This window comes from Streptomyces sp. NPDC005722 (genome assembly GCF_040630935.1).
Classification (GTDB): Bacteria; Actinomycetota; Actinomycetes; order Streptomycetales; family Streptomycetaceae; genus Actinacidiphila.
Window position 1 is genome coordinate 136,390 of sequence record NZ_JBEXYN010000001.1, and the last position, 14,049, is coordinate 150,438.

Below are 14,049 nucleotides of genomic sequence, written 5' to 3' on the forward strand. Positions count from 1 at the left end.
ACCTGTGATCACCGTCGCGCTGGCCGCCGTCGCCGCCCTCGGAGTGGTGGGCGTCTGCTACGGCATCGGCATCTACCGCTCCGAGGTCAAGCTGCCCAGCGACCTCCAACTGGCCCTGGAGGTCGGCCGGACCCGCACCACCAAGGTCGGCAACGCCGTCGACCGCCTCGGGATGCGCTGGGCGCCCCTGGTGCTGCGCCTCATGGGCCCCGCCCGGGTCAACCGGATCCGCACCCGCATCGACCACGCCGGCCACCCCTACGGCCTCACCGTCGACCGCTACGCCGCCCGCCGCGCCGTCTACGGCGCGCTGGGCGCCCTCGCGGCCCTGGTGCTCCTCCAGGCCGGCCACTGGTTCGTCGCCCTCCTCATGGTCGCCTACGGCCTCGGCTGGACGGACCTCGGCATCTGGCTCGCCGTCCGCAGGCGCCGCGACGAGATCGAGCGCACGCTCCCGGACTTCCTCGACGTCCTCGCCGTGGTGGTGAGCGCCGGCCTCGGCTTCCGCCAGGCCCTCGAACGCGTCGCCTCCGTCTACAAGGGCCCGTGGAGCGACGAGATCCGCATCGCCCTGCGCCAGATGGACGTCGGCGTCAGCCGCCGTGACGCCTTCGACCAGCTGCGCCGGCGCAACGGCAGCGAGCAGGTCGGGCAGTTCGTCACGGCCCTGCAGCAGGGCGAGGAACTGGGCGCGCCCATCGCCCGCACGCTGCTCCAGATCGCCACGGACATGCGGCGCACCGAGGCCCAGAACGCCCGCCGCCGCGCGGCCCGTACGGTGCCCCGCGCGACCGGCGTGGTCACCACGCTCCTCGTCCCCGCGACGATGATCCTGCTGATGACGGGCACGATCCTCGGGTCGCGCATCAACTTCGGCGAGCTGCTGGGGTGATGGGGGTGACGGGGCCGTGAACGCATGTGCGGTGCGGGTGGTGGGTAGTGACGGGGGCCGCCATATTGGGTGCGGAGTCCGGGGTTGCGCTGTACATTTGCAGTCGCAACCACATTTGCACCTGCAATCAGGCACGGATCGCAGCGGGTCGACCCGATGGGAGGCGGTGCGCCGTGGACCTCACCGGCACCGCGACCGCCCGCGGCGATAGCCAGACCCCGGCCGACGCAAGGGGCGCGGCCGGAGCACGTCTCGTGACTACGGTTTGGGGCACGGAAGATGAGCAGGTGGGTTGTGAAGCGACTGACCGCGCTGCGCACACGCATGCGCGTCCACGACGACTCGGGACAGACGTCGTTCGAGTACCTGGGCATCGCGGTGGTGATCGCGGTCATCATCGGGGTACTGGCGGGGACGACGGACATCGGCGACGCCGTGCTCGAGGGAATCCTCAACAAGATCTCGGACATCGTCGACGCCGGCTGACCGGGCGGGGGCGAGGCGACGAGGGCCAGACCCTCGGCATCTACATCGTGGCCGTCGGCGCACTGTTCTTCCTCGCCTTCGCCTACTTCGCCGTCGGCCAAGCGGTCTCCGCGCGCAACTCGGCACAGACGGCGGCCGATGCGTCCGCCCTCGCGGCGGCGCGGGAGGTGCGCGACAGCGTCCGGGAGCCGTTCCTCGACGCGTTGGAGGCGGGAGACCTCGACCGCATCGAGGAGCTCCTGGCCCTGAACGGGATGACGGGCGGGAACGCTTGTGGGGCGGCGCAGGACTTCGCCACCCAGAACGGCGCGGAGGTCAACGAGTGCGACGTGAGCGGCCCGGCAGGCGCCACGATCGCCCTCCAGACTTCAGGCCCGGTGGGCGAGTCCGTCGTCCGGGAGACCGGGACGATGCGGGCGCACGCGTCGGCGACGGCCGTCGTCGACAGCCGGTGCCGAGTCGACGGGAAGGACGGCGACAAGGTCATGTTCATCTGCGACGGCGACCCGCTGACCGTGGACCCGACGGCCGACGACTTCGATCTGAACCTGGCGGAGTTCTACTTCGTCCATCTCAGCGAGTGAGGAACGGGGGACCGATGCGTATCCAGATGCAGGGTCCGGCCGCAGTCGCCGTTGCCGTGGCCCTCGCCGCGGTCCTGGTGGGCTGCGGCGGCGGAGACGGCGACGCGAAGACCGGGGCCTCGCCGTCCGCGAGGACGAGCGCGTCGGGGAACCCGGGGAAGACGAGTCCCGCGGCGTCCGACGCACCGACGCAGGTGCTCGCCCAGATGAAGGGCGCGAAGGACATCACCGTCACGATCAGCGAGGCGACCCGGGATCCGGGGGGCTTCGTCACGGTCAAGGGCTCGATCGCCAACGGCGGTGACGAGACGTTCAACGCGGCCACGTGGCGCGGTGACGAACTGGCCGTCGCCAAGTCCGGGGCGTCCGTGGCCGGTGCCGTACTGGTCGACGCGGTCGGCAAGAAGCGCTACTACGTGCTCCGTGACACCGACGGCATCTGTCTCTGCACGACCAAGCTGATCGGCATCCGGCCCGAGGAGACGAGGCCGTTCTTCGCGCAGTTCCCGGCGCCGCCGGAAGGCACGACCGAGGTGGAGTTCCAGCTGCCGACGATGCCCCCGGCCAAGATCACGATCGGGGAGGGGTGAGCCGTGCCCCGTCGCCGACCCCGTCCGCACGGTCGCCCCGGTGTCGCGGCCGTGCTCGGCCTCGCGCTCGTGCTCACGCCGCTCACCGCCGCGACCGCGCGGGCGGACGACGACCCGACGGCGCAGCCGACCCCGTCCGCGCCCGTGGAGGTGGACCCGGACGACCCCGACCTGCAGCTGCCCGAGGGGGCGACCCTGGCGCCGCCCAAGGTGCTGGACATCGTCTCCGTTTCGGACGCGTCGTCCTCCGAGAACGCTTCCGCCGACGACGGCGAGGAGCGGCACGAGGAGTCGAACTCCTCCGTGACCTATGCCCTCCAGTCGGACGTCCTGTTCGGCCGGGACAGCGCCAAGCTGAACGCGGCGGCCACCGCCCGGATCAAGGCCATCGCGGGCGACATCGACGCCAGGAACGTCACGCAGCCGATCCGCGTCTTCGGCTTCACGGACGACCTGGGCTCGTACGAGCACGGCGAGGTGCTGTCCAAGAAGCGGGCGGACGCGGTCTACAAGATCCTCGCCGAGGAGCTCGGTTCGCTCGGCAGTTCCGGTCACTCGTTCCAGGTGCGCGGGTACAGCGAGGACTACCCGATCGCCGACAACTCCAGCGAGGCGGGCCGCAAGCAGAACCGCCGCGTGGAGATCACGTTCCGTCCGTCGTAGCGCCGCCGGCCGGCAGTGGAGGATTCCGGCGCGTCGACGGCGTCCCGGGTCCCGGTCAACGGAACGGGTCACCTACACGGGTAAGGCGCCGCCACAGGACTGCCGAATTCCTCGCCAAGGCTCCGGTGCGCTCCGTGACGGAACGTATGCGGTGCGGATGTGGTGCTGGTGGGCAAACGGCCTGAACCAGGGCCATTCGGTCCAATCGCCCACCGTTCGCGCAACTTGTTCGGGGGAACCTTCACATCTCCCTCATGACCTTGGACCGGGAGAGCGGTTCCGGCGCGGTACCTTGGAAACCCCCCCCTCGGGCCGGTCCGCTCTCCCCCCCCTGCGGACCGGCCCGTCTTCTTTCCCCGGGTTTCGCCGCGTTTCCCCGGGGCTCGGGCACCCGCTCCGGCGGGAACCGCCCCGGGCGCGCCGGGTGTCTCCAGACGACGACGGGGGCGTGCGCCCCCTCGCAGTGACGGGGGATGCCGATGGACGCTGCGATACCGGTCGTCTTCACCGGGGTGGCCGTGCTGATCACGCTCGTACCGCTGGCGGTCGCGGTGCGCGCCGGTCACCGCCTGCTGTGGATACGGCGGGCCGTGCACGGTGGGCTGCGCGCCGAGGGGCGCTGCGTGCGGGTGTACACGACCGTCGGATCGACCGGTGAGGGCCCGACGCGCTCGCGGCAGCACTTCGTCTTCGAGTTCCGCACCGGCGACGGCCGCGACGTGCGCTTCGAGGACCCGGGAGCGCCCGGCACGACGATCGAGGGCGACCGGCTGACGGTCGCCTACGTGCCCGGTGCGCCGGAGCGCGCGCTGGTCGTACCGCCCGGGTACCGGGTGCCGTACGGCCAACTCGCCCTGACCCTGGCCTTCCTGGGGATCTTCGTCACCGTGGGCGTCCTGCTGGTCCTCGGGGGCGTGCGGTTCGCCGACGCCTTCGGCAGCGCCTTCGACCCGGCCGGCTTCGGCGGGGAGGGCTTCTAGGACGACACGGCCCTCCCGCCCCACCCGGCCTCCGGCGGACGGTGCGTCATGCAGGGGAGCCGCACGGCCGGGGCGCGGGCACGAAGTCGGCGGGGCTCACGCGCCGGGCCGCACGGTCAGCGCCGTACCCCGCACCAGGCCCCAGGCCGCCATCGCGCCGGCCTCCGCCTCCAGTACGTGACGGGCCCGCAGCCGCGGGCGGCCCACCCGGCCGGGCGGCATGGTGCGGACGGCGAGCACCCGCAGCCGGCGGTCGAGGTAGGCGACGTCGATGGCGAAGCGCATGCCCAGGGTGTGCACGCTCGCGGCGGGCGTGAGCAGCAGCGCGCCGGTGATCCCGGTGCGGCCCAGCAGCCCCCGGGTGCGGGCCCGGTACGAGGCCGCGATCTCCAGCGGTATCCCCGCGCCGTCCGCGGGTCCGGCACCGGCGAGGTGCAGCAGCCCGGCCCCGTCGCGGCGGAGGTCACCCATGCGGCTCACGTCCCTTCGCGTGGTGCGCCCGTGTACGGTCGGGCCCGATGCATGTCTATCCGATCGCCGCGGCCGTCGTGTGGGGAACCGTCGTGGGGCTCGCGCTGCCCCGTCCGGCGTTCCGGCTGTCCGTCGCGCCGGAGCAGCCCCGGCGCAGCAGGTGCCCGGCGGACCTGCCCTATCCGGCCGGGTGGCGGGGCTGGTGGGGGCCGGCGCGCAACGCGGGCCCGCTGGCGGCCGGCTGGCGGTCCGCGCTGCTCACCGCCGCGGTCTGCGCGGCGGTGGCGGCGGGCACCGGTCCACGGCCCGAACTGACGGTGTGGCTGCTGCTCGTCCCGCTCGGAGTGCTGCTCGCCCGGGTCGACCTGACGGTGCTGCGGCTGCCGGACGTGCTGACCCTCCCCGCCGCCGCGGGCACGGCGGCGCTGCTGGGGGCGGCGGCGCTGCTCCCGGGTCACGGGGGCTCCTGGCCCCGGGCGTTGCTCGGGGCGGCGGCGCTGGGGCTGTTCTACCTCGTCCTGCACCTGGTCAACCCGGACGGCATGGGCTTCGGCGACGTCAAACTCGCCCCCACCGCGGGGATGGTGCTCGCCTGGTACGGGTGGGGGACGCTCGCCGCCGGTACCCTCGCGGCCTTCGCGCTGGCGGCGGTCACCGGCCTGGCGCTGCTGGCGGCCCGCCGCGCCGGCCGTCGCACCCCGCTGCCCTTCGGGCCGTTCATCCTGGCCGGCGCCCTGGCCGGACCGCTGCTGCCGTCCTGACCAGGGCGCCCGCCGTCGTCACGCGTCGCTGCTGCGGGACCAGAGGTTGACGCCCGACTCGAGGGCGAACTCGTCGACCTCGGCGAGTTCCGCGGCCGTCAGCGGGGCGGCGCCCACCGCCGCGACGTTGGCCTCCAACTGGGCGACGCTCGACGCCCCGATGAGCGCGGAGGTGATCCGCTTGTCACGCAGCACCCAGCTCAGCGCGAGCTGCGCCAGCGACTGGCCGCGCCGGGCGGCGATGTCGTTGAGGCCGCGCAGCCGCCGCACGACCTCGTCCGTGATCAGGGTGGGGTCGAGGGACTTGCCCTGGGCGGCCCGCGAACCCTCCGGGATGCCGTTCAGGTACTTGTCCGTCAGGAGGCCCTGGGCCAGCGGGACGAAGGGGATGCAGCCGATGCCCTCCTCCTCCAGGACGTCCAGCAGCCCGTCGTCCTCGACCCAGCGGTTGATCATCGAGTACGAGGGCTGGTGGATCAGCGCCGGCACACCCATCTGGCGCAGCAGGGCGGCGGCCTCGCGGGTGCGCTGCGCGCTGTACGAGGAGATGCCGACGTAGAGCGCCTTGCCCTGGTGGACGGCGGACGCGAGCGCGCCCATCGTCTCCTCCAGCGGGGTGTCGGGGTCGTAGCGGTGCGAGTAGAAGATGTCGACGTAGTCCAGGCCCATGCGGCCCAGGGACTGGTCGAGCGAGGACAGCAGGTACTTGCGGCTGCCCCACTCGCCGTACGGGCCGGGCCACATGTCGTAGCCCGCCTTGGTCGAGATGACCAGCTCGTCACGGTAGGGCCGGAAGTCCTGGGCGAGGATGGTCCCGAAGTTGCTCTCGGCGGAGCCGTAGGGCGGGCCGTAGTTGTTGGCGAGGTCGAAGTGGGTGACGCCGAGGTCGAACGCGCGGCGCAGGATGGCGCGCTGCGAGTCGAGGGTGCGGTCGTCGCCGAAGTTGTGCCAGAGCCCGAGGGAGATCTCGGGGAGCTTCAGACCGCTGCGGCCGGTACGGCGGTACGCCATCGCGTCGTAGCGCCCGTCGGCGGCGCGGTAGAGAGAACGAATATCCACAGAAGCGGTCCTATCACGACGGTGCTCCACACCCTCGCACCCGGTTCGGCGGCCCGCGGAGAGGCGCAGTAGGGTGGCGAAGGGGTGACGACCGCAGGAGGGGCCCGCCAATGAATCTGCGCGACCTGGTACGTCTCAGGCTGACCGACCTGTACGCCCACCGTGTGGAGCGCCGGCTGGACCTGGCGCAGGCCCCGAAGCACATCGGAGTCATCCTCGACGGCAACCGCCGCTGGGCCAAGGCCGCCGCGCGGACGACCGAGCAGGGCCACCGGGCCGGCGCGGACAAGATCACCGAGGTGCTCGGCTGGTCCGAGGAGACCGGCGTCGAGGTCGTCACGCTCTGGCTGCTCTCCACGGACAACCTGGACCGCCCGGCGGAGGAACTCGTCCCGCTGCTCGGCATCATCGAGGACGCGGTCACCGGCCTCGCCGCGACCGGCCGCTGGCGCGTCCACCACGTCGGCGCGAGGGACCTGCTGCCCGCGCGCACCCAGTCCGTCCTCAAGGAGGCCGAACAGGCCACGGAGGGCGTCGAGGGCATACTCGTCAACGTCGCCGTGGGCTACGGCGGCCGCCAGGAGATCGCCGACGCGGTCCGCTCGCTGCTCCACGAGCACGCCGGCCGCGGCACCTCCATCGAGGACCTCGCGGAGATCCTCGACATCGACCACATCGCGGAGCACCTCTACACCCGCGGCCAGCCCGACCCCGACCTCGTCATCCGGACCTCCGGCGAGCAGCGGCTGTCGGGCTTCATGCTCTGGCAGAGCGCGCATTCGGAGTACTACTTCTGCGAGGTGTTCTGGCCGGCGTTCCGCCGGGTGGACTTCCTGCGGGCGTTGCGCGACTACGCGGCGCGGCACCGGCGCTACGGGTCCTGAGCGCGGTCCCGGGCTCCCGGCGGTCACCCGGACGGCGGTACCGGGGAGAGATGCGCCACACCCGGGTCGCGGCGAACGGCGGTGGGCGCGGTGGCCGGATTACGTCCCGGCGAAGGGCCCGCGAACGCCCGGCGACGGGGCGGCAAGAGTAGGGCCCGGGCCAACACCTGTCATATGCAGTCGCATAGGCCTCCTCTTTCGAGGGAATAGACCCGTCAGACCGACATCCGGCCCATGGATGTCGGACAGAAGCGGACGGCACCTGGCCCGTCCGCCCGGGAGGCCCTTTGCTCACGGACGTGCCGTTGTCAACCCTTGACCCAGACGGCATTGACCGCGTCGACTCGAAGGGTCGTGGTCCGGCCCTTCTGGTCGGTCCCGGCCCTGTCCCGCGCGACGCCGTCGCACCCGCACCTCTTCCGAGGGGGTTCGTCCACACGTGGTGACCAGCAAGAATCGCCGTGAGCACGACCGGCGCACTTACGTACTCGACACCAGCGTGCTGCTTGCCGACCCGCATGCCCTCCTCCGCTTCGACGAGCACGAGGTGGTCCTGCCGGTCGTGGTGGTGACCGAGTTGGAAGCCAAACGCCACCACCCCGAGCTCGGCTACTTCGCCCGCCAGGCGTTGCGGCTGCTCGACGAGTACCGGATCCGGTACGGGCGGCTGGACGCACCCATCCCGATCGGCGAGCTGGGCGGCACCCTGCGCGTCGAACTGAACCACTCGGACCCGGGCGTGCTGCCCGCGGGGTTCCGGCTGGGCGACAACGACTCGCGGATCCTCGCGGTCGCCCGGAACCTCCAGGCCGAGGGGTACGACGTCACCGTCGTCTCCAAGGACCTGCCGCTGCGCGTCAAGGCCTCCTCCGTCGGCCTGCTGGCCGAGGAGTACCGGGCCGAGCTGGCGATCACCTCCGGGTGGACCGGCATGCACGAGCTGCAGGTCGCGGCCCAGGAGGTCGACGAGCTCTTCCAGTCGGAGACGGTCGACCTGCCCGACGTGGAAGGGCTGCCGGTGCACACCGGTCTGGTCCTGCAGTCCGACCGCGGCAAGGCGCTCGGCCGGGTGACGGCCGACGGCCGGGTCCGGCTGGTGCGCGGCGACCGCGAGGCCTTCGGCATCCACGGCCGCAGCGCCGAGCAGCGGATCGCGCTGGACCTGCTGCTCGACCCGGACGTCGGCATCGTGTCGATGGGCGGCCGGGCCGGCACCGGCAAGTCGGCACTGGCGCTGTGCGCGGGGCTGGAGGCGGTGCTGGAGCGTCAGCAGCACCAGAAGGTCATGGTCTTCCGGCCGCTGTACGCCGTGGGCGGCCAGGAGCTCGGCTACCTGCCGGGCTCGGAGGCCGAGAAGATGAGCCCGTGGGCCCAGGCGGTCTTCGACACCCTGGGCGCGGTGACGTCGAAGGAGGTCATCGAGGAGGTCGTGGCGCGCGGCATGCTGGAGGTCCTGCCCCTGACGCACATCCGGGGCCGCTCCCTGCACGACGCGTTCGTGATCGTCGACGAGGCGCAGTCGCTGGAGCGCAACGTCCTGCTGACCGTGTTGTCCCGTATCGGGCAGAATTCCCGGGTCGTCCTGACCCATGACGTCGCCCAGCGCGACAACCTGAGGGTGGGTCGGTACGACGGCGTGGTCGCCGTCGTCGAGAAGCTCAAGGGCCACCCGCTGTTCGCGCACATCACCCTGACCCGTTCCGAGCGCTCGCCGATCGCCGCGCTCGTGACGGAGATGCTGGAGGACGGCCGGGCGTAACAGGCGAGTTGGAGGGTCCGCTAGGCTGCTGCGCCGCAAGGGCGCAGCAGCCTAGCGCTGTCCGGCGAGGCTACGGATGCGTAACGGAAATTCCCGTGGCCCACGTGGCGTGTGAGCTTTGACACGCAACGGGGAATTGCGTTGACGCGTCCGCCTGCGGCAGGCTGTCGGTTCTGTCAGGCCCCCGCCCTCGGCACACCCGTACCCGCAAACGTACGGAACCTCAGAATTGAACAGCGTTCGCCGTGGGCCGCCCGAGTTGCAACAGCGGACTCCTCCTCGCCGGGGGAGCCTCCACCGGGCCAGTGCTTCTGTGACCGGTGCAGGAGGAGCCAGCGCGAAGGGGCACGATCGCGTCCGCGAGGTCACCGAGCGGGCGACGCTGGAAGGAAACCGTGTGAGCCGGATCTCGGTCCGGGGATTCGCGGTGGCTTCGGCCACTGCGGTCACCACTGTGGGCGCCGTCGTCGGTGTCGCCTCCGGCAGCGAGGGTGTCGTACAGCCCGTCGCCGCCGCCGACGCGCCGACCGTCCTCGCGGACATACCCGCGGGACAGCAGGTTCAGCAGGCTTCCCTGACCCAGCAGGTGCAGGCGCAGTCGGACGCCGCCGACGCCGGGGCCAAGAAGGCCGCGGAGGAGTCGGCGCGCAAGCAGGCCGCCAAGGACGCCTCCGCCCGCAAGAAGGCGGAGGAGAAGGCCGAGGCCGACCGCAAGGCCAAGGAGGCCTCCCGCGCCGCCGAGCGTGCCGCGCTGGTCGTCAAGGCCTCGTACACGGTCAGCGAAGTCCAGGCCATGGCCCAGGGGCTCATCGGTGACGCCTCGCAGTACCAGTGCTTCTCCAACATCGTGACCCGTGAGAGCGGCTGGAACTACACCGCGACCAACGCCTCTTCCGGCGCCTACGGCCTCGTCCAGGCACTGCCGGGATCCAAGATGGCCTCCGCGGGCGCGGACTGGCGCACCAACCCCGGCACCCAGCTCAAGTGGGGCCTGAAGTACATGAACGGCCGTTACGGCAGCCCCTGCGGCGCCTGGTCGTTCTGGCAGGCCAACCACTGGTACTAGACGCCCCGGACCGCTGACCCGGTCCAAGCCGTCCGGAATCCGCCGACGAGCCCCCGACCCTTTGAGGGATCGGGGGCTCGTTGCGCGTACGGTGGTGCGGGACGGAAGGACGCACCGGGGGGCGGGGGACAGGGGAAGCGATGTCGGAGAGACGCCAATGGGGCTCCGGGCTGGCGGCCGAGCTGGCCAAGCTCGCCGGGAGGCTGGAGGAACAGCGGCGGGCCGCGGCCGCGAGCGCCCGCGAGGAGGCCCGCCGCCAGGAGCAGCAGACCGTGCGCCGGCACACGCCGCGCGCCTCCGGGCCCGGCAACCCGGTCGCCCAGGTGCCGTGGAGCATGCGGGTCGCGGCCGAACTCGGCTGGCGGCTGCTGGTGCTGGCGGGCACCGTCTGGGTGCTGATGCGGGTGATCGGCACCATACAGCTGGTCGTCCTCGCCTTCGTCGCCGCGCTCCTGATCACCGCGCTGCTGCAGCCCTTCGTGGGCCGGCTGAAGCGGATGGGGGTGCCGCGCGGGTTCGCCACGGCCATCGTCTTCATCGGCGGTTTCGTGATGATGGGCCTGGTCGGCTGGTTCGTGGTCTGGCAGGTCATGGAGAACATCGACAACCTCTCCAACAGCCTCCAGGACGGCATCACCGAGCTGAAGCGCTGGCTGCTCAACAGCCCGTTCCACGTGACCGAGGACCAGATCAACCAGATCGCCAAGAACCTCCAGGAGGCGATCGGCACCAACTCCAAGGCGCTGACCGACGCCGGACTGCAGGGCGTCACCGTCGTCGTGGAGATGCTCACCGGCATCCTGCTGGCGATGTTCAGCACGCTGTTCCTGCTCTACGACGGCCGGAACATCTGGAACTGGTTCCTCAAGCTCTTCCCCGTGGCCGCCCGTGACGGGCTCGGCGGGGCCGGGCCGCGCGCCTGGCGTACGCTCACCCTCTACGTGCGCGGCACGGTGATAGTGGCCCTGATCGACGCCATCTTCATCGGCATCGGCATCTTCTTCCTCGGGGTGCCGATGGCGGTGCCGCTGGCCGTCATCATCTTCCTGGCGGCGTTCGTGCCGCTGGTCGGCGCGGTCGCGTCGGGCGCCATCGCGATGGTGGTGGCGCTGGTGACGGAGGGTCCGTTCACGGCGCTGATGGTGCTGGTGGTGGTCCTGCTGGTGCAGCAGATCGAGGGCCACATCCTGCAGCCGTTCATCCTGGGCCGCGCGGTGCGGGTGCACCCGCTCGGCGTGATCCTGTCGGTGGCGGCCGGTTCGCTCATCGCCGGCATCGGCGGCGCGGTCGTGGCCGTACCGCTGGTCGCCGTGACCAACACCGTCGTCGGCTACCTGCGGGCGCACTCGCGGGAGTCGGCCATGGCCGACGAGCCGCCGCCGCACGGCTCGACCGCCGCCGAGGTGGCGCCGGTCGGCGCGCCGGGGCTCCCGGACGCCACGTCGGGGGACACCGCCTGACAGCCCGAGGGCCCGGCCTCCCATGTCGGGGAGACCGGGCCCTCGGGGCACGCGTCACGCGTCGGCGAGGACCGCCTCGGCGTCCAGGGTCGCCGCGACCGCCTGCACGACGGCGGCGATCTTGAAAGCCTCCTGGACCGTCTCGCGCTCGACACCGGCCTTGCGCAGCACCTGCTCGTGCGAGTCGAGGCACGTCCCGCAGCCGTTGATCGCCGAGACCGCCAGCGACCAGAGCTCGAAGTCGGTCTTGTCGACGCCCGGGTTGCCGATGACGTTCATCCGCAGACCGGCCCGCAGGTTGCCGTACTCCGGGTCCGACAGCAGGTGCCGGGTCCGGTAGTAGACGTTGTTCATCGCCATGATGGCGGCGGCCGCCTTGGCGGCCTGGTACGCCTCCGGCGAGAGGTTCTCGCGGGCCTCGGGCTCCAGCGCGCGCAGCACGACGGCCGAGCGCGAGGCGATGGCGGTCGCCAGCACCGTCCCCCACAGCTGCTGCTGCGGGAGGTCGGAGTTGCCGATCACGGAGCCCAGGTTGAGCTTGAGGTCCTTGGCGTAGTCCGGCAGCGCGGACTTCAGCTCATCGAGCGCCACGGTCACTCACCGGCCAGCAGCTTGACGACGTCGAGGGTCTCGTCGCCCTTCTTCCAGTTGCAGGGGCACAGCTCGTCCGTCTGCAGCGCGTCGAGGACCCGCAGGACCTCCTTGGGGTTACGGCCGACGGAGCCGGCGGTCACCATGACGAACTGGATCTCGTTGTTCGGGTCCACGATGAAGGTGGCGCGCTGGGCGACGCCGTCCTCGCCGAGGATGCCGAGGTCGGTGCAGAGCTCGCGCTTGATGTCCGACAGCATCGGGAAGGGCAGGTCGCGCAGGTCGTCGTGGTCCTTGCGCCAGGCGTGGTGCACGAACTCGGAGTCGACGGAGAAGCCGAGGACCTGCGCGTCACGGTCGGCGAACTCGTCGTTCAGCTTGCCGAACGCCGCGATCTCCGTCGGGCAGACGAAGGTGAAGTCCTTCGGCCACGCGAAGTAGACCTTCCACTTGCCCTCGTACGACTTGTGGTCGATCTGGGCGAAGGCCTTCTCGGGGTCGAGGTCCACACAGGCGGTCAGTTCGAACGCGGGGAACTTGTCACCGACGGTGAGCACGAGCACTCCTAGTGAGGGTCGGGACCGGGGCGCGGGGTGGCCGCGCGGTCCCTCGATGGGTCCCGATCACCCTGCCATGAGCCATTTGATCAGTGAAATCGTCCCGACGGGTCGGATTGATCGGAACCCCTTATCGACGAGTGAGGCAGGGACGACCCACTGCGCAGCGTGACCGGCGCCACAGGACGGCTCGGGTGGCACCGGGGCGGTGTGCGACGGCGTCCCGCCCGGCGGCCATTGATCGCCCGCGCAACTAGACTGAAGATCGTTGATCGGAGGCGGTTATCAGTAGTCAGCGCGCGAACCAGCGCCAGCCGAGCCTGTCCCAGCTGCGGGCCTTCGCCGCCGTCGCCGAGCACCTGCACTTCCGGGACGCGGCCTCGGCGATCGGCACGAGCCAGCCCGCGCTGTCCGGGGCGGTCGCCGCGCTGGAGGAGGCCCTCGGGGTGGTGCTCGTGGAGCGCACCACCCGCAAGGTGCTGCTGACCGCGGCGGGGGAGCGGGTCGCGGTCCGGGCGCGGGCGGTGCTGGCGGCGGTCGGCGACCTGCTGGACGAGGCGGAGGCGGCGCGCGCCCCCTTCACCGGGGTGCTGCGGCTCGGGGTGATCCCCACGGTCGCGCCCTACCTGCTGCCGACCGTGCTGCGACTGGTCCACGACACCTACCCGGAGCTCGACCTCCAGGTGCACGAGGAGCAGACGTCCTCGCTGCTGGAGGGCCTCGCGGCGGGGCGGCTGGACCTGCTGCTGCTCGCCGTCCCGCTCGGTGTCCCCTCCATCGCGGAACTGCCGCTCTTCGACGAGGACTTCGTCCTGGTCACCCCGCGCGACCACTGGCTCGCCGGGCGGACGGACCTCCCGCGGGAGGCCCTGCGGCAACTGGACCTGCTGCTGCTGGAGGAGGGCCACTGCCTGCGCGACCAGGCGCTGGACGTCTGCCGGGAGGCGGGCCGCACCGAGGGTGCCGCCGCCGGCACGACCGCGGCGGGGCTGTCCACGCTGGTGCAACTGGTGGCCGGCGGGCTCGGGGTGACGCTGCTGCCGCGGACCGCGGTCCCGGTGGAGACCGGACGCAGCGCGGACCTCGCCACGGCGTTCTTCGCCGACCCGGCGCCCTCGCGGCGGATCGCGCTGGCCATGCGCGCGGGCACCGCGCGCGCGGAGGAGTTCGAGACCTTCGCCTCCGCGCTGCGCGGTGCCCTGGAGCCGCTGCCGGTACGGTTCGCCCGCTGACGGCCGCGGCCGCC

16 protein-coding genes are annotated in these 14,049 nt (G+C 71.8%); 12 read left to right on the plus strand and 4 right to left on the minus strand.

Annotated features, from left to right (window positions below):
- Positions 1–7 precede the first annotated feature (7 nt).
- The 6 genes from ABZ479_RS00625 to ABZ479_RS00650 all read left to right on the plus strand — a co-directional run bounded on the left by ABZ479_RS00625 (position 8) and on the right by ABZ479_RS00650 (position 4,195).
- Positions 8–892 carry a DUF5936 domain-containing protein gene (locus tag ABZ479_RS00625; RefSeq protein ID WP_499610254.1) on the plus strand — a complete coding sequence of 295 codons (885 nt, stop codon included), beginning with the start codon at positions 8–10 and terminating at the stop codon, positions 890–892.
- A 294-nt stretch (positions 893–1,186) separates the two neighbouring features.
- Positions 1,187–1,378, plus strand: a complete 192-nt coding sequence (locus ABZ479_RS00630) for a hypothetical protein (protein ID WP_500459385.1) — start codon at positions 1,187–1,189, stop codon at positions 1,376–1,378.
- The gene (locus ABZ479_RS00635; RefSeq protein WP_500459386.1) at positions 1,375–1,962 is read left to right on the plus strand and encodes a pilus assembly protein TadG-related protein; all 588 of its coding nucleotides are present in this window, start codon (positions 1,375–1,377) and stop codon (positions 1,960–1,962) included. The genes ABZ479_RS00630 and ABZ479_RS00635 overlap by 4 nt, the downstream gene beginning before the upstream one ends.
- A 14-nt stretch (positions 1,963–1,976) precedes the next feature.
- Positions 1,977–2,552: a hypothetical protein gene (locus tag ABZ479_RS00640; protein ID WP_500459140.1), complete on the plus strand. Its 576-nt coding sequence runs from the start codon at positions 1,977–1,979 to the stop codon at positions 2,550–2,552.
- A 3-nt stretch (positions 2,553–2,555) separates the two neighbouring features.
- On the plus strand, positions 2,556–3,215 hold the full coding sequence (locus ABZ479_RS00645; RefSeq protein WP_500459141.1) for an OmpA family protein: 660 nt from the start codon (positions 2,556–2,558) through the stop codon (positions 3,213–3,215).
- A 479-nt stretch (positions 3,216–3,694) separates the two neighbouring features.
- Complete coding sequence (locus ABZ479_RS00650; protein WP_500459142.1) at positions 3,695–4,195, plus strand: DUF3592 domain-containing protein; 501 nt, start codon at positions 3,695–3,697, stop codon at positions 4,193–4,195.
- Positions 4,196–4,291: 96 nt separating this feature from the next.
- On the opposite strand, the gene ABZ479_RS00655 is transcribed toward ABZ479_RS00650, so the two are convergent.
- Positions 4,292–4,666: a DUF192 domain-containing protein gene (locus tag ABZ479_RS00655; protein WP_500459143.1), complete on the minus strand. Its 375-nt coding sequence runs from the start codon at positions 4,664–4,666 to the stop codon at positions 4,292–4,294.
- A 47-nt stretch (positions 4,667–4,713) separates the two neighbouring features.
- Here ABZ479_RS00655 and ABZ479_RS00660 point away from each other — a divergent pair, with 47 nt between their 5' ends.
- A complete protein-coding gene (locus ABZ479_RS00660) occupies positions 4,714–5,427 on the plus strand; it encodes a prepilin peptidase (protein ID WP_500459144.1) in 714 nt (237 codons plus the stop codon).
- 18 nt (positions 5,428–5,445) lie between these two features.
- On the opposite strand, the gene mgrA is transcribed toward ABZ479_RS00660, so the two are convergent.
- Positions 5,446–6,486, minus strand: coding sequence for an L-glyceraldehyde 3-phosphate reductase (gene mgrA, locus ABZ479_RS00665; RefSeq protein WP_499610205.1), 1,041 nt, complete (start codon positions 6,484–6,486; stop codon positions 5,446–5,448).
- A gap of 110 nt (positions 6,487–6,596) precedes the next feature.
- On the opposite strand from mgrA, the gene ABZ479_RS00670 reads away from it, so the two are divergent.
- From ABZ479_RS00670 to ABZ479_RS00685, 4 genes are all read left to right on the plus strand, one after another.
- Positions 6,597–7,370 carry an isoprenyl transferase gene (locus ABZ479_RS00670; RefSeq protein WP_500459145.1) on the plus strand — a complete coding sequence of 258 codons (774 nt, stop codon included), beginning with the start codon at positions 6,597–6,599 and terminating at the stop codon, positions 7,368–7,370.
- A gap of 439 nt (positions 7,371–7,809) precedes the next feature.
- Positions 7,810–9,129, plus strand: a complete 1,320-nt coding sequence (phoH2, locus tag ABZ479_RS00675) for an RNA 5'-3' helicase PhoH2 (protein WP_500459146.1) — start codon at positions 7,810–7,812, stop codon at positions 9,127–9,129.
- 397 nt (positions 9,130–9,526) lie between these two features.
- A complete protein-coding gene (locus ABZ479_RS00680; protein WP_500459147.1) occupies positions 9,527–10,195 on the plus strand; it encodes an aggregation-promoting factor C-terminal-like domain-containing protein in 669 nt (222 codons plus the stop codon).
- Between the two features lie 140 nt (positions 10,196–10,335).
- Complete coding sequence (locus ABZ479_RS00685) at positions 10,336–11,655, plus strand: AI-2E family transporter (protein WP_500459148.1); 1,320 nt, start codon at positions 10,336–10,338, stop codon at positions 11,653–11,655.
- 54 nt (positions 11,656–11,709) lie between these two features.
- On the opposite strand, the gene ABZ479_RS00690 is transcribed toward ABZ479_RS00685, so the two are convergent.
- Both ABZ479_RS00690 and ABZ479_RS00695 read right to left on the minus strand, forming a co-directional pair.
- Entirely contained in the window at positions 11,710–12,246 is a 537-nt protein-coding gene (locus tag ABZ479_RS00690; protein WP_500459149.1) for an alkyl hydroperoxide reductase, read from the minus strand.
- A gap of 2 nt (positions 12,247–12,248) precedes the next feature.
- Positions 12,249–12,803 carry a peroxiredoxin gene (locus ABZ479_RS00695; RefSeq protein WP_499610217.1) on the minus strand — a complete coding sequence of 185 codons (555 nt, stop codon included), beginning with the start codon at positions 12,801–12,803 and terminating at the stop codon, positions 12,249–12,251.
- A 284-nt stretch (positions 12,804–13,087) separates the two neighbouring features.
- On the opposite strand from ABZ479_RS00695, the gene ABZ479_RS00700 reads away from it, so the two are divergent.
- Complete coding sequence (locus ABZ479_RS00700) at positions 13,088–14,035, plus strand: hydrogen peroxide-inducible genes activator (protein WP_500459388.1); 948 nt, start codon at positions 13,088–13,090, stop codon at positions 14,033–14,035.
- Positions 14,036–14,049: the final 14 nt, after the last annotated feature.